This window comes from Pseudomonas sp. RIT623 (assembly GCF_004519305.1).
GTDB lineage: Bacteria > Pseudomonadota > Gammaproteobacteria > Pseudomonadales > Pseudomonadaceae > Aquipseudomonas.
This window is the reverse complement of the sequence record NZ_SOZA01000025.1, coordinates 1-22,022: the sequence shown is the minus strand read 5'-3', so window position 1 is coordinate 22,022 and position 22,022 is coordinate 1. Positions and strand designations below refer to the sequence as shown.

The 22,022-nt window shown below is 64.7% G+C and carries 18 protein-coding genes; 10 read left to right on the top strand and 8 right to left on the bottom strand.

From position 1 onward, the window contains the following. Positions 1-57: 57 nt before the first annotated feature. Both ftsK and E3U47_RS16660 read right to left on the bottom strand, forming a co-directional pair. Positions 58-2,478, bottom strand: coding sequence for a DNA translocase FtsK (gene ftsK / locus E3U47_RS16665; protein WP_134692782.1), 2,421 nt, complete (start codon positions 2,476-2,478; stop codon positions 58-60). Positions 2,479-2,939: 461 nt separating this feature from the next. Further along, positions 2,940-5,162: a TonB-dependent siderophore receptor gene (locus E3U47_RS16660; protein WP_256660295.1), complete on the bottom strand. Its 2,223-nt coding sequence runs from the start codon at positions 5,160-5,162 to the stop codon at positions 2,940-2,942. 310 nt (positions 5,163-5,472) lie between these two features. Here E3U47_RS16660 and E3U47_RS16655 point away from each other — a divergent pair, with 310 nt between their 5' ends. After that, a complete protein-coding gene (locus E3U47_RS16655; RefSeq protein ID WP_134692781.1) occupies positions 5,473-6,477 on the top strand; it encodes a TerC family protein in 1,005 nt (334 codons plus the stop codon). A 62-nt stretch (positions 6,478-6,539) separates the two neighbouring features. Here E3U47_RS16655 and E3U47_RS16650 read toward each other — a convergent pair whose 3' ends face one another. From E3U47_RS16650 to E3U47_RS16630, 5 genes are all read right to left on the bottom strand, one after another. Beyond that, positions 6,540-7,421 carry a DMT family transporter gene (locus E3U47_RS16650; protein WP_134692780.1) on the bottom strand — a complete coding sequence of 294 codons (882 nt, stop codon included), beginning with the start codon at positions 7,419-7,421 and terminating at the stop codon, positions 6,540-6,542. Between the two features lie 217 nt (positions 7,422-7,638). Next, positions 7,639-9,738 carry an EAL domain-containing protein gene (locus E3U47_RS16645; RefSeq protein ID WP_134692779.1) on the bottom strand — a complete coding sequence of 700 codons (2,100 nt, stop codon included), beginning with the start codon at positions 9,736-9,738 and terminating at the stop codon, positions 7,639-7,641. A gap of 97 nt (positions 9,739-9,835) precedes the next feature. Next, positions 9,836-10,336 (bottom strand): GNAT family N-acetyltransferase, encoded by a 501-nt coding sequence (locus E3U47_RS16640; RefSeq protein ID WP_134692778.1) that lies wholly within the window; start codon positions 10,334-10,336, stop codon positions 9,836-9,838. A 112-nt stretch (positions 10,337-10,448) separates the two neighbouring features. After that, complete coding sequence (locus E3U47_RS16635; RefSeq protein ID WP_134692777.1) at positions 10,449-10,865, bottom strand: RidA family protein; 417 nt, start codon at positions 10,863-10,865, stop codon at positions 10,449-10,451. 68 nt (positions 10,866-10,933) lie between these two features. Then, positions 10,934-11,146, bottom strand: a complete 213-nt coding sequence (locus tag E3U47_RS16630; protein WP_134692776.1) for a PLDc N-terminal domain-containing protein — start codon at positions 11,144-11,146, stop codon at positions 10,934-10,936. 128 nt (positions 11,147-11,274) lie between these two features. On the opposite strand from E3U47_RS16630, the gene E3U47_RS16625 reads away from it, so the two are divergent. After that, entirely contained in the window at positions 11,275-12,027 is a 753-nt protein-coding gene (locus E3U47_RS16625; RefSeq protein ID WP_134692775.1) for an NAD-dependent deacylase, read from the top strand. Positions 12,028-12,073: 46 nt separating this feature from the next. Here E3U47_RS16625 and E3U47_RS16620 read toward each other — a convergent pair whose 3' ends face one another. After that, on the bottom strand, positions 12,074-12,538 hold the full coding sequence (locus E3U47_RS16620; RefSeq protein ID WP_134692774.1) for an FAD/FMN-containing dehydrogenase: 465 nt from the start codon (positions 12,536-12,538) through the stop codon (positions 12,074-12,076). Positions 12,539-12,661: 123 nt separating this feature from the next. Between E3U47_RS16620 and E3U47_RS16615 the strand changes: the two genes are divergently transcribed. The 8 genes from E3U47_RS16615 (at position 12,662) to E3U47_RS16580 (ending at position 21,903) form a co-directional block, all read left to right on the top strand. Further along, positions 12,662-13,669 carry a GlxA family transcriptional regulator gene (locus tag E3U47_RS16615; RefSeq protein ID WP_134692773.1) on the top strand — a complete coding sequence of 336 codons (1,008 nt, stop codon included), beginning with the start codon at positions 12,662-12,664 and terminating at the stop codon, positions 13,667-13,669. 341 nt (positions 13,670-14,010) lie between these two features. Then, positions 14,011-16,236 carry an NADP-dependent isocitrate dehydrogenase gene (locus tag E3U47_RS16610; protein ID WP_134692772.1) on the top strand — a complete coding sequence of 742 codons (2,226 nt, stop codon included), beginning with the start codon at positions 14,011-14,013 and terminating at the stop codon, positions 16,234-16,236. Positions 16,237-16,369: 133 nt separating this feature from the next. Continuing rightward, the gene (locus E3U47_RS16605; RefSeq protein WP_134692771.1) at positions 16,370-16,810 is read left to right on the top strand and encodes an NUDIX hydrolase; all 441 of its coding nucleotides are present in this window, start codon (positions 16,370-16,372) and stop codon (positions 16,808-16,810) included. A gap of 59 nt (positions 16,811-16,869) precedes the next feature. Further along, positions 16,870-17,994, top strand: coding sequence for a tRNA 2-thiouridine(34) synthase MnmA (gene mnmA, locus E3U47_RS16600; protein ID WP_134692770.1), 1,125 nt, complete (start codon positions 16,870-16,872; stop codon positions 17,992-17,994). Next, positions 17,991-18,617, top strand: a complete 627-nt coding sequence (gene hflD / locus E3U47_RS16595) for a high frequency lysogenization protein HflD (RefSeq protein ID WP_134692769.1) — start codon at positions 17,991-17,993, stop codon at positions 18,615-18,617. Before mnmA ends, hflD begins: the two co-directional genes overlap by 4 nt. A gap of 240 nt (positions 18,618-18,857) precedes the next feature. Continuing rightward, positions 18,858-20,228 (top strand): adenylosuccinate lyase, encoded by a 1,371-nt coding sequence (gene purB / locus E3U47_RS16590; RefSeq protein ID WP_134692768.1) that lies wholly within the window; start codon positions 18,858-18,860, stop codon positions 20,226-20,228. An 81-nt stretch (positions 20,229-20,309) separates the two neighbouring features. Next, complete coding sequence (locus E3U47_RS16585) at positions 20,310-21,476, top strand: cupin domain-containing protein (RefSeq protein ID WP_134692767.1); 1,167 nt, start codon at positions 20,310-20,312, stop codon at positions 21,474-21,476. Beyond that, positions 21,469-21,903, top strand: a complete 435-nt coding sequence (locus E3U47_RS16580; protein WP_134692766.1) for a GNAT family N-acetyltransferase — start codon at positions 21,469-21,471, stop codon at positions 21,901-21,903. The genes E3U47_RS16585 and E3U47_RS16580 overlap by 8 nt, the downstream gene beginning before the upstream one ends. Positions 21,904-22,022: the final 119 nt, after the last annotated feature.

Genomic DNA, 22,022 nt, shown 5'->3' with positions numbered 1-22,022 from the left:
TCCTCATTGAGCATTGAATAGGCCGGGTGCCACCGTTGGCACCCGGCGAGGTGATCATCAATCGCGCGGGCCGCCCGGGGCAATCACTTCCCGCGAGCCGTTGCTGTTCATCGGCGTGACCACGCCGGCCATCTCCATCGCCTCGATCATCCGCGCGGCGCGGTTGTAGCCAATCTTCAGCTTGCGCTGCACCGCCGAAATCGACGCGCGGCGGCTCTCGAGCACGAACTGGACGGCTTCATCATACAAAGCGTCGCTCTCGGAATCCTCGCCATCGCCGCCGCCACCGCCGCCACCATCGAAGCCACTGCCGGCCTCCTCGACGCCGTTGAGGATGTCGTCGTTGTAGTCCGGCGCGCCACGCAGCTTCCACGCCTCGACCGTACGGTGCACCTCGTCGTCGGAGACGAAGGCGCCATGCACGCGGATCGGCAGGCTGGTGCCCGGTGGCATGTACAGCATGTCACCGTGGCCCAGCAGCTGTTCGGCGCCGCCCTGGTCGATGATGGTCCGCGAGTCGATCTTGCTCGACACCTGGAACGCCATGCGGGTCGGGATGTTGGCCTTGATCAGGCCGGTGATCACGTCCACCGACGGGCGCTGGGTGGCGAGGATCAGGTGGATACCGGCGGCACGGGCCTTCTGCGCGATACGGGCGATCAGCTCTTCGACCTTCTTGCCGACGATCATCATCATGTCGGCGAATTCGTCGACCACCACCACGATGGTTGGCAGGGTCTTGAGCGCCGGTGGCTCGTCGTCCATGCTCTCGCGGCGATACAGCGGGTCGTGGATGACCTCGCCGGCTTCCTGGGCATCCTTGATCTTGCGGTTGAAGCCCGCCAGGTTGCGCACGCCCATGGCCGCCATCAGCTTGTAGCGGCGCTCCATCTCGGCGACGCTCCAGCGCAGGGCGTTGGCGGCGTCCTTCATGTCGGTGACCACCGGGCACAGCAGGTGCGGGATGCCTTCGTAGATCGACAGCTCGAGCATTTTCGGGTCGATCATGATCAGCCGCGCGTCTTCCGGGCCCGACTTGAACAGGATCGACAGGATCATCGCGTTGACGCCCACCGACTTACCGGAACCGGTGGTACCGGCCACCAGCAGGTGCGGCATCTTCGCCAGGTCGGTGATCACCGGCTTGCCGCCGATGTCGTGCCCCAGTGCCAGGGTCACCGGCGACTTGTTCTCGTCGAACTGCGGCGACGACAGCACTTCGGAGAAGCGCACCATCTGGCGGTTCTCGTTAGGGATCTCGATGCCCACGGTGGTCTTGCCGGGGATGACCTCGACCACCCGCACGCTGGTCACCGCCAGCGAACGCGCCAGGTCCTTGGCCAGGTTGGCGATGCGGCTGACCTTGACCCCGGCCGCCGGCTGGATTTCGTAGCGGGTGATGACCGGGCCCGGGTGGATCGAGTCCACCGAGACTTCGACGCCGAATTCCTTCAGTTTGATTTCCAGCAGGTGGCCGACCGCGGCCAGGGATTCTGGCGAGTACTCGACCTTTTTCTGTTCGGCCGGGTCGAGGATGGAGATAGACGGCAGGGTGCCCTCGACGGCGCTGTCGACGAACAGCGGCGCTTGCTTCTCCTTCATCACCCGCTTGCTCGGCTCCGGGGCCTTGACCGCTGGCGTCGGGATATTGATCACCGGGGCCGGCTGCTGTTCACGCTGGGCAATGTGCTTGGTCAGCGCCTCGTCGCGCTCGATGATGCGCTCGCGAGCCTTGACCTGCTCGCGCTTGTCCGCGACCACCGGGGCGACCACTTCGTCGACCTGGTCGTCCACTTCGCGCAGTTGCGCCACCAGGCGCTTGCGTTCGTTGCGCGCCTCCCACCAGCGGTTGGCGGCGCTCTGCACCAGCTCGAACAGATCAAGGGTGATCTTGCCGGTGACATCCATCACCTTGAACCAGGACAGGTCGGTGAACACGGTCAGGCCGAACAGGAACAGGGCGATGAACATCAGCGTGCTGCCCTGCACGTTCAGCAGGTTGCGCGCCAGGTCGCCCAGGCTCTCGCCCAGGGCGCCCCCGGCGGAGAACGGCAGGCTCGCCGACGGATGGAAGTGGATATGCGCCAGCGCCGCGCCCGACAGTACCAGGAACACCAAACCGATCAGGCGCCAGGAGAACAGCCAGCCGCTCCACTGCCAGGGCTGGTGGCGCTCGCGGAAGATCTGCCAGGTCTTGATCGCCAGCAGCAGCGGGAAGATGTAAGCAAAGTAGCCGAGGACCATGAACAGGATGTCGGCGAAATACGCGCCGGCGCGGCCAGCGGCGTTCTGCACCTGGTCGGCGTTGCTGGTATGGCTGAAGCCCGGGTCGGACGTGTCGTAGGTCAGCAGGGCCATCCACAGGTACAGGCACAGCGCACCGACGGCGATCAGCGCACCTTCCTTGAGTCGGTAGTGCAGCTGCTGCCGCCACAGGGGCACGGGCAAGGGAGCTGGAGTTGCGGTGGATTTCTTCAAAACGCGTCTATTCCTGCGCGTGCTGCGCGTCCAATAGTGATCGGCCGGTCGCTGGCCAATGAACCACTACTTTTAACATTACTGCCCGCCAGCCGCCATGACGGTACGTCATGCGGGGCTCAAGTGGGGGCTGATTTCATATGCCTGCAATTTGAGCATGCATTTTCTTTTGTGACAAAGGCTTATGCTGTGTTTTTGCACAGGTATGACAGCAATTGTGCCAGATGGTGCCGACGGGAGGATGAAAGCGCTGGGAAATTGACAAGTGGGAGGCCAGGCGCCCTGGCCTTGCTGTTGCCTACAGGTTGTGCGGTTACAGAGGGTTCAGAACCCGCCCTTTCCGACCGGTCCGACACCTCGGCAAGGCCGCCCCAGGACGGCGCGGTCTCTGTAGGAGCGGCCTTGTGTCGCGAAAGGGTCGCAAAGCGACCCCGGCAAGCCCAAGTTGAAACGGCTGGGGCTCAGAACGTGTAACGGGTGGTCAGCATGAAATTGCGTGGGTCACCGTAATACCCGCCGTTATAGAAGCCCAGGTTGTTGAAATACCGCTTGTCGGTGAGGTTGTTGCCGTTGAGCGATACCGAAAGCTGCTCGCTCACCTGGTAGCGAGCCATGGCATCCAGGGTCAGGTAGCTCGCCTGGGTGTAGCGATCCGTCTGGCCTGGCAACGGGCTGCTGATGTCCTTCCAGATCTTGCTCTGCCAGTTGGCCGCCCCGCCCACGGTGAGCTTGCTCCAGGCACCCGGCAAACGATAGGTGCTGGACAGGCGCAACAGGTTCTCCGGCTCGATGGTGGAGATCTTGTCACCCTCGCCATCGCGGGTGATGCGGTGGGTAAAGCCGCCCTGCACATGCCAGTCGGCCGTCAGCTCGCCAGCCAGCTCCAACTCGAAACCGCGGCTCTTGGCGCCCTTGATCGAACGGTAGACGCCACGGTTGCTGGTCGGGTCGGTGCGCACGAACTCCGCCAGGTTGTCCTGGCGCACCTCGAACACCGCAAGGCTGGCATTCAGCCGCCCATCGAAGAACTCACCTTTGAGGCCCAATTCGTAGGCATCGCCCTCCTCCGGCTCGATCATCTTGCCGCTGGCGTCCTGCTGGCTTTCATGGGGCTTGAAGATGCTGGTATAGCTGGCGTAAACCGACCAGCTGGGGTCCAGGTCGTAGACCACACCGGCATAGGGCACCACCACGCCGTTCTCTTCCAGGCTCTGGGTCTTGCGCCGCTGGCCGCTGGCGGTGTCGAACCGCGAACCGTCCAACTGCCAGTTGGACAGCCGGCCACCGATGATCAGCGCCAAGTCGTCGCTCGGCTTGAAGCGCCCGGTGAGATACGCCGCATCCTCTTGCACGCGGGTATTGACCTTGGCACTGCGCGCGCCCCACTCAGGCTCGGGATAATCGCCCCGCCATTGATAGATGTTGGCTTTGCCGAAACGCATCGGCCAGTGGTCCTCGTGGGTGCGCAGGTCACGGTGCGAGATACCCGCCACCAGCTCGTGCTCGCGCCCCAGCATCTGCAAGGGCCCGCTGGCGTAAAGGTCGTAGGTGCTCTGGTTGGTCTGGTAGTGATAGCGACCCAGCCATACGGTGATACCGTCGCCGGTCAGCGGATCAGGGTAACCATTGGTGGCCGAGCCCAGGCGCATGGGCGAGTCGTTTTCACTGCGCGTGACCGAAGCCTTGAGCGTCCAGTCGTGGGCCAGGCGTTGCTCGAGGGTGAGGAACAGGTTGTCCGCGGTGTTATCCCACTGGCTCCACTTGGCTCCTGGGTTATACGAGCGCGACATGCGAAAGCGATTGCCATTGCTGTCCAACAGCGGCGTCGAAGGCCCCCACGAGGTGGCCTCGGGGCGGTTGCTCTGGCGGCTCAGGCCGACGCTGAGCAAGGTGTCGTCGCTCAGGTCGAACTCGACGATACCGTAGAGCACCTGCTTCTTGTCGGCTAGGTTGTCCATGAACGAGTGGCCATCCTCATGGGCCACGACCAAACGCCCGCGTACATTGCCAGCGCCGGTCAACGGCCCGCCGATGTCGAACTCGCCACGGTAGCTGTCCCAGCTGCCGGCGCCCAGCGATACATAACCGGACAACGCATGGGTCGGTCGCTTGCGCACCAGGTTGACCGTGGCGGCCGGGCTGCCGAAGCCACTGAGCAGCCCGGTGGCGCCCCTGAGCACCTCGACCCGATCGAAGATGACCATGTCGGTACGGTCAACGCCATTGGAGAAGCGAAAAGCACTGGGAATGCCGTCGACCTGGAAGTTGTCGATCTCGAAGCCACGTACCCGAAAGCTGGTGCGATTGCTGTCGAGCTTGCTCACCGTGACGCCCGGCGTCTTGCCCAGCGCCTTGGCGATGTCGGTCAGGTTCTGGTCGTCCATCTGCTGACGGCTGATCACGCTCACCGACTGCGGCGTCTGCCGGGGCGACAGGGCCATGCGCGTGGCCGTGCGGGTAGCACCGGTCGTGTAGGAGCCGCTGCCCTCGGTGATCTCGCCCAGCGTCGTGGCGGTGATGGCAGTGGCGCCCAGCTCGAATGGCTTGGCCTCATCTGCCCAGGCCAGGCCGGTGCTGGCGGCCAGGCTGCTCGCCAGCATGGCCAATGCCACCGGGTGGCGTTGGCGGACGGTGATGGCATTCCCTGCCGCGTTGGTCGTGCTCGAAAGTGGCGGTTGCTGCACGTTGTACGTTCCCTGCTGATCCAAGAATGAAGCTAATCACCGACGGTTGTGTGGTTGTGAGGTGTGCGCCAGTTGGCACGCCCGTTCTGCTGACGGTTGCAGCGCATGCTAGGGTTGTTACGAAGACTTTACAATCGCTAATGATTCGCAATTTACTTTTTAACGCAAAAAACTGTAACACCTCGCCATTCGGCAACCCTGGCATTCACGGCTAGGCTCAAGCCCATGTGATACCGGGCCCCTCTGACGGCACGCGCCGCCATGTCGGAATCACTGTTGCCATGCAACGTCGACATTCAAGGAGGGGCTCATGACAGCTCTGCAGACATTCCTCTTCACGCCGTTTCTCGGCACCAGCACCTGGTTGTGGCTGGTGTTCATCGTCATCGTCGTGGGCTTGCTGGTCCTGGACCTTGGCGTGCTGCACCGCCAGGACCGCGAAATCGAAATGCGCGAGAGCCTGCTGCTGTATGCCGGTTACTTCAGTGTCGGCGTGCTGTTCGGGGTGTGGGTATGGTTCGAGCTGGGCGCACAGCCGGCGCTGGAGTTCTACACCGGGTTCCTGGTCGAACAGTCGCTGTCGATGGACAACGTGTTCGTCATGGCGATGATCTTCAGCTTCTTCGCCATCCCCCGCCGCTACCAGCACCGCGTGCTGTTCTGGGGCATCCTCGGGGTGGTGGTGCTGCGGGCGATCATGATCGGCGTCGGCGCGGCGCTGGTGCAGCACTTTGCCTGGGTGCTATATATCTTCGGCGCCTTCCTGCTGTTCACCGGGGTCAAGATGGCGCTGAGCAAGGACGATAGCCATCCGGACCTGGCCAACAACCCGGTGCTGCGTTTCGTGCGCCGGCATATACGCGTCACCGACCAGCTGCATGGTCGCCACTTCTTCGTGCGCCTGGCCCCACCCGGCACGGACCAAGCTGTCCGTTACGCCACGCCGCTGTTCCTGGCGCTGGTGCTGATCGAGCTGGCCGACCTGGTGTTCGCCGTCGACAGCGTGCCGGCGATTTTCGCCATCACCCAGGACCCATTCATCGTCTACACCTCGAACATCTTCGCCATCCTTGGTCTGCGCTCGCTGTATTTCGCCCTGGCGGCGCTGATGCACCGGTTCGTCTACCTCAAGTACGCGCTGGCCATGGTGTTGATCTTCATCGGCTGCAAGATTTTCTGGCATGGACTGGTGGGCAAGGTGCCGGCGGGGGTGTCACTGGGGGTGACGTTCGGCCTGTTGCTGGGTGGGGTGCTGCTGTCGTTGTTGCGCACCCGGGACAAGAAGTCGAATCACATCGACGCCGATCAAACCTAGCCGGCCAGCTTGGTGGATGGCAACGGCGTTGCCGGTGTTCGCCGGCAAGCCGGCGCTACGCCCTAGGAGCGAGCCCGCTGCATCCAGGCCGCCCCCAGCCCGCTCAGGCAGATGATCGCGATGCCGGCCAGGCTCACCTTGTCCGGTGCCTGGCCGAACACCAGCAGCCCCAGCAACCCGGCAAACACGATCTGGCAGTAGCTGAACGGTGCCAAAAGCGCCGGCGCCGCATGCCGGAATGCCTGGGTCAGCAGCAGGTGCGCGGTCATCCCGCAGCCCCCCAGCGCCAGCATGAATGGCACATGGGACCACTGCGGGGTCTGCCAGAAGAACGGCACCAGTGCCGTCATGACCAAGGTGTTGCACAACCCCGCATAGAAATTGCTGGTGGTCGGCGCGTCATGGACCGCCAGCTTGCGCGTAAGCAACTGGTAGAAACAGAACACCAGCGCCGAGCCGAAGGGGAACAGGATCGCCGGGGTGAACATCGCACCGCCCGGGTGCACCACCACCAGCACGCCGATGAAGCCCATCACCACCAGCAGCCACTGCGCCGTGGTCACCCGCTCCTTGAGCAGCGGCACCGACAGCGCGGTGACCAACACCGGCGTCAGGAAGTTGACCGCGGTCGCCTCGGCCAGCGGCAGGTACTGCAAGCCGGCGGTGAACAGCAAGCTGGTGCCGAGCAGGCTCAAGGCGCGCAAGGTCTGCAGCAACGGCCGCCGGGTGCGTAGCACGGCAAGGCCCGCCTTGGGCAGGAAGATCCCGGCCATCAACAGGGTATGCACCAGGTAACGCGCCCAGACCACCATGATGATCGGGTAGATGCCGCCCAGGAACTTGGACAGCCCGTCATGGCTGGCAAACAGGAACGTCGCCACCACCACCAGGGCGATACCGCGCAGCGGTTGGTTGATTCCGGACAGCGGCGTGCTGGAACTCATGGGCCCCTCGGGCAAGCGCCCAAGCCAGACGCCTGGGCATGCGCGGATTCTAGAAGAGATGCAGCGCGCTGAACATTGCCGACCCGGCTTTTTGTTCCAACCGGTACATTTTCTGCCCCATCGGCGATCACGCCGTCCTTCGGACCACGCCGACGCGCAGCGGGCTTGCCCAGCCAAGCAACGGGCAAGGCCAGGATTGTTCCAGGAGGGCCAGCCCCTACAAGGCCGTGGCGATCTGCTTGAGGCGTTCGCTTGCCGGCGCCGGGCGCCCGTACAGATACCCCTGGAAGTGCGAGCACCCCTCGGCCAGCAACCGTTCCATCTGCTCCGCCGACTCTACCCCCTCGGCCGTAGTCTTGATCATCAGGCTATTGGACAGCTCGGTGATCGCGCGGACGATTGACATCGCCTCGCGGCTTTCACACATGTCGTGGATGAACGATTTGTCGATCTTGATCCGATCGAACGGGAACGAGCGCAAGTAACCAAGCGAGGAATAACCGGTACCGAAGTCGTCGAGCGAAATCGACACGCCCAGATCCTTCAGCGCCCGCAGCGTGGCCACGTTCTCTTCGCTGTTGCCCAGCAGTACCGACTCGGTGATCTCCAGCTCCAGCCGGCTGGCTGGCAGGCCTGAATCGGCCAGGGCCAAGGCCACGCTGTGGACCAGGTTGGCATTCTTGAACTGCACCGGCGAGAGATTGACCGACACGGTCTGCGTCGTGCCCCAGCTGGCCGCCTCCTGGCAGGCCAGGTTCAGCGCGCGGGCACCGATCTCGTGGATCAGCCCGGTTTCCTCGGCAATAGGGATGAAGTCCAGCGGCATGATCATCCCCCGCGCCGGGTGCTCCCAGCGCAACAATGCCTCGTAGCCGGTCACGCTGTGGTTTTGCTGGTCGACCACTGGCTGGTAGTGCAGCTGCAACTGCCCCAGGTGCAAGGCCGTGCGCAGGTCGGTCTCGACCAGACGGCGCTGGCGGGCGGCGACATCAAGTTCGACATGGAAGCACTCGTAACGGTTGCGACCATTACGCTTGGCCTCGTACAGCGCCATGTCGGCGTAGCCGAGCAACTGCTCGGCCTGGTCATGATCGTGCGGCGCGATGGCAACCCCAATGCTTATCCCGACACTGAACTGGTGCCCGTCGATTTGGAACGGCGGGCAGATCGCTTCGATCAGACGCTGTGCGGTATTGCATGCGGCATCGCGGGTTTCCAACCCCGACAGCACCACGGCGAACTCGTCGCCGCCCAACCGCGCCAGGGTGTCGTGCTCGCGCAGTTCGCGGCGCAGGCGCTTGCCCAGCGTGCGCAGCAGCTTGTCGCCGAAGGCGTGGCCCTGGGTATCGTTGATGTTCTTGAAATTGTCCAGGTCCAAGCACAGGGTGGCGGTCAAGGTGCCGCTGTGCTCGCCACGCAGCAGCGCCTGCTTGAGGCGCTCGTTGAACAGGGTGCGGTTGGGCAGGCCGGTCAGGGCATCGTGGTGGGCCATGTGATGGATCTGCGCATGGGCCGCCAGTTCCTCGGTGGCATCCTCGGCAACGAACAACACATAGTCACCCTGCCCCTCGCGGTTCTGGCAGCGCATGGCGCGGCTACGCAGGGTGCGCGGGCCACAGGCGCTAATGACCCGCGTCTCGGCCTGGTAGCCCTTGGCGCTGCGCGCGCCCCGCGCCAGTTGCTGCTCCAGGTAGCGGGCCGCCGCCGGGGCCAGGCACTGCGCCGGTAGCTGGCCGACCATGCTCGCGCCCTGGCCGCCGAACAGGCGCTCGGCCTGCTGGTTGGCCAGCAGGATCTGCTGGCTTTGCAGGTCCTGGACGATGACGCTGGCGGGGATGTTGGCGATCACCGAATCGAGGAACTGCGACAAGCTGGTCATTTCCTGGCTGTACTGTTCGGCGAGCTCCTTGGCCTTGAGCAACTCCAGTTCATTGCGTCGACGCTCGGAAATATCGCGGGTGATCTTGGCAAAGCCGATCACCTGGCCGCTGGCCTCGTCCTTGATCGGCTCGATCACCACGCTGGTCCAGAACTGCGAACCGTCCTTGCGCTGGCGCAGGCCCTCGGCCTGGAAGCGCCCCTCGGCCCGGGCCGTGGCCAGGCTCAGCGCGGGCAACCCGGCGTCACGGTCCTGGGCGGTATAGAACACCGAGAAGTGCTGGCCGACTATCTCCTCGGCGCTGTAGCCCTTGGCCCGCTGCGCGCCGGGGTTCCAGTTGGCGACGATGCCGTCCGGGGTGAGCAGGTAGATGGCGTAGTCCGCCACGCTCTGGATCAACAGCCGGTACATCATGTCGGAACTGGGGGCGAGCGGCATGGGCTTTACCTGACCTGCGGGTGCACAAGATGCTGGCATTATGCCGCGCGACGGACAAGTTTTGTGAAGCCTGTCACATTATTCGCCGCCAAGCGACTCAGTGCAGACGTTGGGTCACCCAGTAGTTGCGCAACTGCGGCTCATCATCCAGGGCGATTTCCCGTACCGGACGCGGCAGGTCAGCCAGCACTGCCTGGCAGAACGCCAAGGCCGGCGCGTCCTCGGCATGGCAACGCAGCAGCCAGTCGTGCGGGCCTTCGCTGAGGAACTGCCGTGCCACCGCCAGCCCCACGCCCAGGCGCCGGTATTTTTTGAGCACGAATAAGTCGGCCAGCTCGAGGGCATCGACCCCCGGCAGCTCGCTACGCTCGACCAGCACGAAGCCGGCGATGAAACCGTCGACCAGGATCAGGTTGGCGCTCCAGTCTGTCGCCTGCCAATAGCGCTGGAAATGGGGCTCGTGAATATAGAAGCGGCCGTCCGCCTCGATGTCCTCCTGCTCCCAATCGGAGGACTCGTAGGCGTAGAACTGGTAGAGGTTACGCACCAGGCCGGCGTGTTCGGGGCCGGTCTGGAGCAGCTCGATGGGCACGGCCATGGATAACGCTCGGCGAAGGAAAGAACCGCGATTCTACCGGGTATCGGCAAGATTGCGTGCCGCGGTGCTCGCCAGCAAGCCGGCTCATACAGCATTAGCGAACCGCCGGCCGCTACGGGACCAACGCGGCCACGGCGTCTATTTCCACCAGCATGCCGTCCAGCGCCAAGCGCGGCACCGGGATCAGCGTGCAGGTCGGGGCCATCCGCCCACCCCAGGCACGCTCGGCTTCGGCCGCCCACTGGCGCAGGCGCGCTTCGGAGTGATCCACCACCAGCAAGGTCAACTTGCATACGTGCTGCAACGTCGCGCCCCGCGACGCCAGGGCGATCTTCAGGTTGGCCAGGGCCTGGCGCGCCTGCTCGTCGAAACGGCTCGACAGCCGTCCTTGCAGGTCTTCGCCACCCTGCCCGGCGATATACAGCAACCGGCTGCCGGCCTGGACCTCGGCGACATGGGAATAGGCGTTGGCGCCAGGGTCGTACAACCCCTGCGGGTTGGACAGGACAAAGGCACTGGACAGGGTCATGGCATCGCTCCATCAAAGGCAAGAGCGGCCGAGTATCAGACCTGGGCTTAACTCGAGGTCAAGCCCGATCATTTCTCCTCCAGCACTACCCGGCCCTTGACCGCTCGCGGTCCGCGCCAAGCCCAGAACAGCAGGCCGGGGAACGGCGCGTAGACGACGAACACCACCCACAGCATCTTGCGCTCGGCGCGACGATCGCTGCCAATGATGTGCCAGATGGCCCAGATCTCCAGGAGGATGACCAGCAGCGCGACGACGAACCAGATCGTTCCGACTTCCATGAGTTTCTCCCGTTGGCATGTAGCACGTTGGGTTGCCTGCGTTACCCAGGGTTCAGTCGGATCTTGTGCCGCACCAGTCGCCTTGGCAAAGTGGGTGACCGCTCTGCCCCGCCTGTCGGAGACCCTGCATGCCTTTTCACCCGACGCTGCTCGCCCAGGCCCGCCATGTGCTGGTGTTCACCGGTGCCGGCGTGTCCGCGGAAAGTGGCATCGCCACCTTTCGCGACAAACTCAGCGGCTTGTGGGAACGCTTCGACCCGGTGCGACTGGCCAGCGCCGAAGGTTTTCGCGCCGACCCGGCGCTGGTCTGGGGCTGGTATGAAATGCGCCGCGCCGGCATCGCCGAGGCCCGGCCCAACCCGGCGCACCGGGTCATTGCCGAACTGGCGACACGGGTGCCGCGGCTGACCCTGGTTACCCAGAACGTCGATGACCTGCATGAGCGCGCCGGCAGCCGCGACGTGCTGCACCTACACGGTCGGCTAGATGCCTTTCGCTGCTTCGATTGCGCCAAACCCGTGCGCAACATGCCGGCGCCGAATGAGAACGCAGGCGAAGGCCGGCGCATCGAGCCCCCACGCTGCGCCTACTGCGCCGGCCCATTGCGTCCCGGCGTGGTGTGGTTCGGCGAAGCGTTGCCAGCGCGCACGCTGGAACGAGCCTTCGCCGCCGCCGAGCATTGCGACCTGGTGCTGTCGGTGGGAACCTCCGGCCTGGTGCAACCGGCGGCGTCGATTCCTCGAGTGGCGCTGGCGGCCGGCGCCACCGTGGTGCATGTCAATCCGCAGCCGGCGCTGACCGGACACCCCAGGGAATTCGCCCTCGCCGGAACAGCGGCCGAGGTGTTGCCCGTATTGCTCCAGGCTGCATGGCCCCTCTAGGCGCCAGCTTGCTGGCGAAGCAAGCACCGCAGGCCTGGCACGGCTGCTACCGAAACCGTTCCAGCGCCGCACCCAGCGCCTGCGCGTCACTGAACGCCCGTTGCGCCACCAGCTTGCCGTGGTCCAGGGTCAGCCACTGCACCTGTCCCGCGTCCCCGGCATAGCGGCTGGCTACCCTGCCCTCGCGATCGAGCATCACCCGGTAGGAGTAGTCACGCATCGCCGGCACCGCGAACAGCTTGCTGATCAATGCCGGCATGCGCTGGATATCGGCGACGAACACCGCCTGGCGGGCTTCCAGGTAGCCCTTCGGGCGTTCGGCCAAGGCCGCCTTGACCAAGCGCGCGCCGTCCATGTCACGGGCCACTAGCAGCACGCGGGTTTCCGGGTTCAGGCTGTACGGCTGGTCATACTGGTCGAGCAGGGTCCAGGGCGCCAGCCTATCGCCCGGCTCAAGGGCGTGGGCCAGCAGCGGCAGCAGGCTGAACAACAGGGCGATGGCGTATTTCATGAGGATCCGGACCCCGGTAACGACACAAGACCGCCAGCATAGCCCAAAGCGCCGTCCACCCTGTTGTCTTTCCCTCCCAGCCGACGCACACTCAGCCGCGCCAGCCCGCCAGCGGAGTCCGCCGTGCCCACGCCACGCCAGTTCAGCAAGAAGAGCAGCACCAGCAACATGCTGCGGCTCAAGCCCGCCGAGGCTGGCGCGCAGCGCCCCTACCGGGTCGATTTCGTCCTGCTCGAACACTTCTCCATGGCCAGTTTTACCGTGGCCATGGACGTGCTGGTCACCGCCAACCTGCTGCGCGCCGACAGTTTCGCCTACACCCCGCTTTCGCCGAGCGGCGACCGAGTGCTCAGTGACCTGGGCCTGGAACTGATCGCCACCCCGCTGCAACCGCGCATGCTGGCAGAACTGGACATGCTGGTGATCTGCGGCGGCCTGCGCACCCCGTTGAAGTACCCCGGCCTCGACCGCCTGCTGGCCGACTGCGTCGCCCAGGGCATGACCCTAGGCGGGCTGTGGAACGGCGCCTGGTTCCTCGGCCGTGCCGGGGCCCTCGACGACTATGGTTGCAGCGTGCACCCCGAGCAGCGCGCCAGCCTCGCCGAAATCAGCCCGCAGGCGCGCATCACCCCGGCCAGCTTCACCCTCGACCGCGACCGCCTCACCGCCGCCAGCCCCAACGGCGCCATGGAGCTGATGCTTGGCCTGGTGCGCCGCCTGCATGGCGACGCCCTGGCCGAGGGCGTGGAGGAAATCCTCTCGTTCTCCGGCGCGCGCTACCGCCAGGTCGGCCCTGGGGCGAAGAAGTCCATGAGCCTGCACCTGCGCACCATCGTCGAGTTGATGGAGAACAACCTCGAGGAAACCCTCAGCCTCGACCAGCTGGCCGCTTACTCCGGACGCTCCCGGCGGCAGATCGACCGGCTGTTCCAGGCCCAGCTCGGCTCCTCGCCGCGACGCTACTACATGGAACTGCGCATCACCAAGAGCCGGCGCCTGCTGCAGTATTCGGACCTGTCGGTGATGGAGGTGGCGGTGGCCTGCGGCTTCGTCTCGGTGTCGCACTTCAGCAAGTGCTACGCGGCGTATTTCGGCTATCCGCCATCACGCGAGCAGCGCCTGGGCGAGTGAGCCTCGCACCTGCGTCATTGCGCCACATTGCGCCTACGTCTTTGGTCTTATAAATGCGCTGATACCACTTCGCCTTGCTGATTAGCCCAAAGGGTTTGATATACTGCGCCGCGACCGTAGGGTCATCGGGGCGAACCCTTGGAAAATGCGGCTCGCCCTTGGCCAAGCATGGCCACGAAGCCTGGATTGTTACCGCAGCCCAGCACTTGACGCTCGACTGATGCATCCACCATCACCGCTCGCAGCCTCTCGACTTTCCGCTCATGGCGTCGCCAGGGCGAAGCGCCTACCCTGCGCACCTCGAGACTCGAGTACGCTCAGCACATAGAGAGTTAACCCGCATGCCCACCCGTTCCAAGATCATCTACACCTTCACCGACGAAGCCCCCGCCCTCGCCACCTACTCGCTGCTGCCGATCGTCGAAGCCTTCACCGCTTGCGCCGACATCGCCGTCGAAACCCGCGATATCTCCCTGGCCGGTCGTATCCTCGCGGCCTTCCCGGAGCAACTGGGCAGCGAGAAGCAGGTAGCCGATCACCTGGCGGAACTGGGCCAGCTGGCCACCACCCCTGAAGCCAACATCATCAAGCTGCCGAACATTTCCGCATCGGTCCCGCAGTTGAAGGCGGCGATCAAGGAACTTCAGGCCAAGGGCTTCAACATCCCCGACTACGCCGACGAGCCAGCCAGCGCCGAAGAGAAAGAATCCCGCGCCCGCTACGATCGCATCAAGGGCTCGGCGGTAAACCCAGTGCTGCGCGAAGGCAACTCCGACCGCCGCGCGCCACTGTCGGTCAAGAACTACGCCCGCAAGCACCCGCACAAGATGGGCGCCTGGGCCGCCGACTCCAAGTCGCACGTTGCCCACATGACCCAGGGCGACTTCTACGGCAGCGAAAAAGCCGCGCTGATCGAGGCTGACGACAGCCTGCGCATCGAGCTGGTCGGCAAGGATGGTTCCACCACCGTCCTGAAAGAAAAGACCTCGGTAAAAGCCGCCGAAGTCATCGACTGCGCCACCATGAGCCGCAAGGCCCTGAAAGCCTTCATCGCCGAGCAGATCGCCGATGCCAAGGCCAGCGGCGTGCTGCTGTCGGTACACCTGAAAGCCACCATGATGAAGGTTTCCGACCCGATCATGTTCGGCGTGATCGTCGAGGAGTTCTACAACGACGTGCTGGCCAAGCACGCCGCTGCCCTGGCCGAAGTAGGCTTCAACGCCAACAACGGCATTGGCGACCTGTACGCCCGCATCAAGGACCTGCCTGCTGAAAAGCAAGCCGAGATCGAAGCCGACATCCAGGCCCTGTACGCCGTTCGCCCGGCCCTGGCCATGGTCAATTCCGACAAGGGCATCACCAACCTGCACGTGCCGAGCGACGTCATCGTCGACGCCTCGATGCCAGCCATGATTCGTGACTCGGGCAAGATGTGGAACACCGCCGGCGAGCTGCAAGACGCCAAGGCCGTGATCCCAGACCGTTGCTACGCCGGCATCTACCAGGCCACCATCGAAGACTGCAAGGCCAACGGCGCCTTCGACCCGACCACCATGGGCAGCGTGCCGAACGTCGGCCTGATGGCGCAGAAGGCCGAAGAGTACGGCTCCCACGACAAGACCTTCCAGGTCAAGACCGACGGCGTCGTGCGCGTGGTCGACGGCAAGGGCAAGGTCCTGCTGGAGCAGAACGTCGAAGCCGGTGACATCTTCCGCATGTGCCAGACCAAGGACGCGCCGATCCAGGATTGGGTCAAGCTGGCTGTCAACCGCGCCCGCCTGAGCAACACCCCGGCGGTGTTCTGGCTGGACCCGGCGCGCGCCCACGACGGCGTGATGATCGAGAAGGTGCAGACCTACCTGAAGGATCACGACACCGCCGGCCTGGACATCCGCATCCTGGCCCCGGTCGACGCCATCAAGTTCTCCCTGGCGCGCATCCGCGAAGGCAAGGACACCATCTCGGTGACCGGTAACGTGCTGCGCGACTACCTGACCGACCTGTTCCCGATCATGGAGCTGGGCACCAGCGCCAAGATGCTATCGATCGTGCCGCTGATGAACGGCGGTGGCCTGTTCGAGACCGGCGCCGGCGGTTCGGCACCCAAGCACGTGCAGCAGCTGGTTGAAGAGAACTTCCTGCGTTGGGACTCGCTGGGTGAATTCCTGGCCCTGGCCGCTTCCCTGGAACACCTGGGCAACACCTACGACAACCCACGCGCCAAGGTCCTGGCCAACACCCTGGACCAGGCCACCGGCAAGTTCCTCGACACCAACAAGTCGCCTTCGCGCAAGGTCGGCGGTATCGACAACCGTGGCAGCCACTTCTACCTGACCCTGTACTGGGCAGAGGCACTGGCCGCGCAGACCGACGACGCCGCCCTGCAGGCGCGCTTCGCGCCGCTGGCCAAGGCCCTGAGCGACAACGAGGCGACCATCGTCGCCGAGCTGGCCGCCGTCCAGGGCAAGCCGGCCGACATCGGTGGCTACTACGCCCCGGATGCCGAGCTGACCGCCAAGGTGATGCGCCCAAGCCAGACCCTTAACAGCGCCATTGCCGCGCTGTAAGGTTCGCTTGAAGTAACAGCACAAACCCCGGCCACGCACCGGGGTTTGTGCTTTCTGAAGCGCAGAAACGGTCCCTTGTAGGAGCGGCCTTGTGCCGCTCCTACAAGGCCCGCGCCAACCATAGGAATCGCATATGACCTGGCAACCCCACATCACCGTCGCCACCATCGTCGAACACGAAGGCAAGTTCCTCTTCGTCGAGGAGTTCAAGGCCGGCCAGCACGTCTTCAACCAGCCCGCCGGCCACCTGGAACCCAACGAGACCCTACCCCAGGCCGCCCTGCGCGAGACCCTCGAGGAAACCGCCTGGGAAGTCGAACTCACCGGGGTGGTCGGCATCTACCTGTACACCGCCCCCAGCAACGGCATCACCTACCAGCGCATCTGCTTCGCCGCCCGCCCGTTGCGCCAGCATGCCGACCTGGCCCTGGACAGCGACATCGTCCGCGCCGTATGGCTGAGCCGCGACGAACTGCTGGCCGAGCCGTCGCGCTGGCGCAGCGAACTGGTGCCACGCTGCCTGGACGACTACCTCAAAGGCCCGCTGCACAGCCTCGAACTGCTGCGCGACTGACGCCAGCCCGCGGGTTTGATAGAATCGGCGTTTTTCCCCTCTGATACACATCGGTAGCCATGACCAGCCCAGCACTCAAAGACCCCGCCAAGACCCGCGTCATCGTCGGCATGTCCGGCGGCGTGGACTCTTCCGTCTCCGCCCTTCTGCTCATGGAGCAGGGCTACCAGGTGGAAGGTCTGTTCATGAAGAACTGGGAAGAGGACGACGGCACCGAATACTGCACCGCCCGCGAAGACCTGGCCGACGCCCAGGCCGTGTGCGACCGCATCGGCATCAAGCTGCACACCGCCAATTTCGCCGCCGAATACTGGGACAACGTGTTCGAGCACTTCCTCGAGGAATACAAGGCCGGGCGCACGCCGAACCCGGACATCCTCTGCAACCGCGAAATCAAGTTCAAGGCGTTCCTCGACTACGCCCTGTCCCTGGGCGCCGACCTGATCGCCACCGGCCACTACGTGCGCCGCCGCGACACTGGCGCGCTCACCGAGCTGCTCAAGGGCCTGGACCCGAACAAGGACCAGAGCTATTTCCTGCACGCCGTGGGCGGTACGGAAATCGCCCGCACCCTGTTCCCGGTCGGCGAGCTGGAGAAGCCCGAGGTCCGCGCCATCGCCGAGAAACATGGCCTGGCCACCGCGAAGAAGAAGGATTCCACCGGCATCTGCTTCATTGGCGAGCGCCGCTTCAGCGACTTCCTCAAGCAGTACCTGCCGGCCCAGCCGGGCAATATCGAAACCACCGACGGTGAAGTCATCGGCCGCCACCATGGCCTGATGTACCACACCATCGGCCAGCGCCAGGGCCTGGGCATCGGCGGCCTGAAGGACGCCAGCGACGAGCCGTGGTACGTGCTGCACAAAGACCTGACCCGCAACGTGCTGGTGGTCGGCCAGGGCAACGAGCACCCGTGGCTGTTCTCCCGCGCCCTGCTGGCCTCGGAGATCTTCTGGGTCAACCCCATCGACCTTTCCAACCCGCGCCGCCTCACGGCCAAGGTACGCTACCGCCAGGGTGACCAGCAGTGCACCCTGGAGCGCACCGGGCATGGCTACCGGGCGGTGTTCGACGAGCCACAGCGCGCCGTCACCCCCGGGCAGTCGGTGGTGTTCTACGACGGTGAAGTGTGCCTGGGCGGCGGCGTGATCGAGACCGCCGAGCCGTGGAGCCCACGCGCATGAGCAACCTGCAGGAGCAGCTGATCGCCCTTGGCGGCGTGTTCCAGGCCGCGGTGCTGGTCGACCGCATCGCCCGCACCGGCCAGGCCAGCGAGGCCAACATCGGCTGCATGCTCGGCAGCCTGCTGGTGGTCGACCCCAAGAACACCCTTGAGGTATTCGGCGGCGACGACCTCAACCTGCGCGACGGCTACCGCGCGCTGGTCGGCGCCCTGGAGCGCGACCCCAGCAGCTTGCAGCGCGAGCCACTGCGCTACGCCCTGTCGATGCTCGGCCTGGAACGCCAGCTGAACAAGCGCGGCGACATGCTCGACACCATCGGCAACCGCCTGCCACAGATCCAGTCCCAGGCTGAGCATTTCGGCCTGGTTCATGAAAACGTCATCGCTTCCAGCGGAGCCTTGTACCAGGACACCCTGAGCACCCTGCGCCAACGCATCCAGGTGCATGGCGACATGCGCTTCCTGCAGCAGCCGAGCAACGCCTCGAAGATCCGCGCCCTGCTGCTGGCCGGCATCCGCGCCGCGCGCCTGTGGCGCCAGCTGGGCGGGCACCGCTGGCAGCTGGTGTTCAGCCGGCGCAAGCTGCTCACTGAGCTGTACGGCATGACGCGTACCAACGATTGAAACAGCGCCCTGTGTAGGAGCGGCCTTGTGTCGCGAAAGGGCTGCGCAGCAGCCCCGGCAATCATGAGCCAGGCTCGAGATCCTGGGGCCGCGATGCGGCCCTTTCGCGACACAAGGCCGCTCCTACAGGGGATCGCAACATGATTGATAGGCCCGACCTTTGGTCAGCCACCCGACCCCGGCGCGTTTTTCATGTATGATATGCGCCCTTCCAAAAGCCTGACTGTCCGAGAACACCCCATGCAGCTCTCCTCGCTCACTGCGGTTTCCCCTGTAGACGGCCGTTACGCCGGCAAAACCCAGGCCCTGCGCCCCATCTTCAGCGAATTCGGCCTGATCCGTTTCCGCGCCCTGGTCGAAGTACGCTGGCTGCAGCGCCTGGCCGCCCACCCGCAGATCGGCGAAGTGCCGGCGTTTTCCGCCGAAGCCAACGCCCTGCTGGACAGCCTGGCCACCGATTTCAAGCTCGAGCACGCCGAACGCGTCAAAGAGATCGAACGCACCACCAACCACGACGTCAAGGCCATCGAGTACCTGCTCAAGGAGCAGGCCGCGCAGTTGCCTGAGTTGGCCAAGGTCAGCGAGTTCATCCACTTCGCCTGCACCAGCGAGGACATCAACAACCTGTCCCACGCCCTGATGCTGCGCGCCGGCCGTGACGAAGTGCTGCTGCCGCTGATGCGTCAGATCGCCGAAGCGATCCGCACCCTGGCCCACACCCACGCCGCCGTGCCGATGCTGTCGCGCACCCACGGCCAGCCAGCCTCGCCGACCACCCTGGGCAAGGAACTGGCCAACGTCGTCTACCGCCTGGAACGCCAGATCGCGCAAGTGGCCGCCGTGCCACTGCTGGGCAAGATCAACGGCGCCGTGGGCAACTACAACGCCCACCTGTCGGCCTACTCGCAGATCGACTGGGAAGCCAACGCCCGCGCCTTCATCGAGGACGAGCTGGGCCTGCAGTTCAACCCCTACACCACCCAAATCGAGCCGCACGACTACATTGCCGAGCTGTTCGACGCCATCGCCCGCTTCAACACCATCCTCATCGACTTCGACCGCGACGTCTGGGGCTACATCTCGCTGGGCTACTTCAAGCAGAAGACCGTTGCCGGCGAAATCGGCTCCTCGACCATGCCGCACAAGGTCAACCCGATCGACTTCGAGAACTCCGAAGGCAACCTGGGTATCGCCAACGCGCTGTTCCAGCACCTGGCCAGCAAGCTGCCGATCTCGCGCTGGCAGCGTGACCTGACCGACTCCACCGTGCTGCGCAACCTGGGCGTGGGCTTCGCCCACAGCGTCATCGCCTACGAAGCCAGCCTCAAGGGCATCGGCAAGCTGGAAGTCAACGAAGCCCGTATCGCCGCCGACCTGGATGCCTGCTGGGAAGTCCTGGCCGAGCCGATCCAGACCGTGATGCGCCGCTTCAACATCGAGAACCCCTACGAGAAGCTCAAGGAGCTGACCCGTGGCAAGGGCATCACCCCTGAAGCGCTGCTGACCTTCATCGACGGCCTGGACATGCCGGCCGAAGCCAAGGCCGAGCTCAAGCAACTGACCCCGGCGACCTACATCGGCAACGCCGCGGCCCAGGCCAAACGCATCTAAGCTGACCGTCGCGTACAACGCCCGGCCTGGCCGGGCGTTTTTATTCCCGTACGAAAATTAAGTTTTTTCAATAGGTTGAACATGAATTCTGATACTCCACTGCAACTGTTGGGCGGCCTCACGGCCCGTGAATTCCTGCGCGACTACTGGCAGAAGAAGCCACTGCTGGTACGTCAGGCCTTCCCTGACTTCGTCAGCCCCATCGACGCCGACGAGCTGGCCGGCCTGGCCCTGGAAGAAGAAGTCGAGTCGCGCCTGGTGCTCGAGCACGGCGAGCGTCCGTGGGAGCTGCGCCGCGGCCCGTTCGCCGAGGACGCCTTCAGCGACCTGCCCGAGCGTGACTGGACCCTGCTGGTACAGGCCGTGGACCAGTTCGTGCCGGAAGTGGCCGAGCTGCTGGAAGAATTCCGCTTCCTGCCCAGCTGGCGCATCGACGACGTGATGATCAGCTACGCCGCGCCCGGCGGCAGCGTCGGCCCGCACTTCGACAACTACGATGTGTTCCTGCTGCAAGGCGATGGCACGCGCACCTGGAAAGTCGGCCAGATGTGCAATAGCGACAGTGCACTGATCGACCACGCCGACCTGCGCATCCTCGCTGACTTCGAGCAGAGCGACGAGTGGACCCTGGAGCCGGGCGACATGCTCTACCTGCCGCCACGCCTGGCCCATTACGGCGTCGCCGAGAGCGAGTGCCTGACCTACTCGGTCGGTTTCCGCGCCCCGAGCGCCGCCGAAGTGCTGACCCACTTCACCGACTTCCTCGGCCAGTTCCTGCCGGATGAAGAGCGCTACAGCGATGCCGACGCCGTGCCTGCGGCCGATCCGCACCAGATCCAGCACGACGCCCTGGATCGCCTCAAGGCGCTGATCGACAAGCACATGAACGACAAGGACCTGCTGCTGACCTGGTTCGGCCAGTTCATGACCGAGCCACGCTACCCAGAGCAGGTGGTCGGCGAGGAAGTCTCCGAGCAGGAACTGCTCGACTACCTCGGCCAAGGGGCCATCCTGATCCGCAACCCGAGCGCGCGCCTGGCCTGGTCGGAGTTCGGCGACGACCTGTTGCTGTTCGCCAGCGGTCGCAGCTGCCCGCTGCCGGGCAAACTGCGCGAGCTGTTGAAGCTGATCTGCTCCGCCGACGCGCTGCACAGCGAAAACCTGGCGCAATGGCTGCAGGACGAAGACGGCCTGATGCTGGTCCAGCAGTTGGTCATGCAAGGCAGCCTGGGGTTCGCCGATGAATAAAATCAGCGTACGCCTGGCCGACTGGCACAAAGACAACGCCGACATCCACCGTATCCGCAGCGCCGTGTTCGTCGCCGAACAGCACGTGCCACCGGAGCTGGAGTTCGACGCCGAAGACCCCAGCGCCGTGCATTTCCTGGCGCTGGAAGGCGACTACCCGATCGGTACCGCCCGCCTGCTGCCTGACGGCACCATCGGCCGGGTCTCTGTGCTCAAGGACTGGCGCGGCCTGAACGTCGGCGATGCGCTGATGCGCGCGGTGATCGTCGAGGCACAGAACCGCGACCTCAAGCAGCAGATGCTCAGCGCCCAGGTACACGCTACGCCGTTCTACGAGCGCCTGGGTTTCCGCGTGGTCAGCGAGGAGTTCCTCGAGGCCGGCATCCCGCATGTGGACATGGTCCGCGATTCGCGCGAGAGCGCCTGAGCCATCAGGTTGGCCTGCTCTTTGTAGGAGCGGCCTTGTGCCGCGAAAGGGCTGCGTAGCAGCCCCAGGATTTCAGCGTTGGCGCAAAGATCGTCGGGGCCGCTATGCGGCCCTTTCGC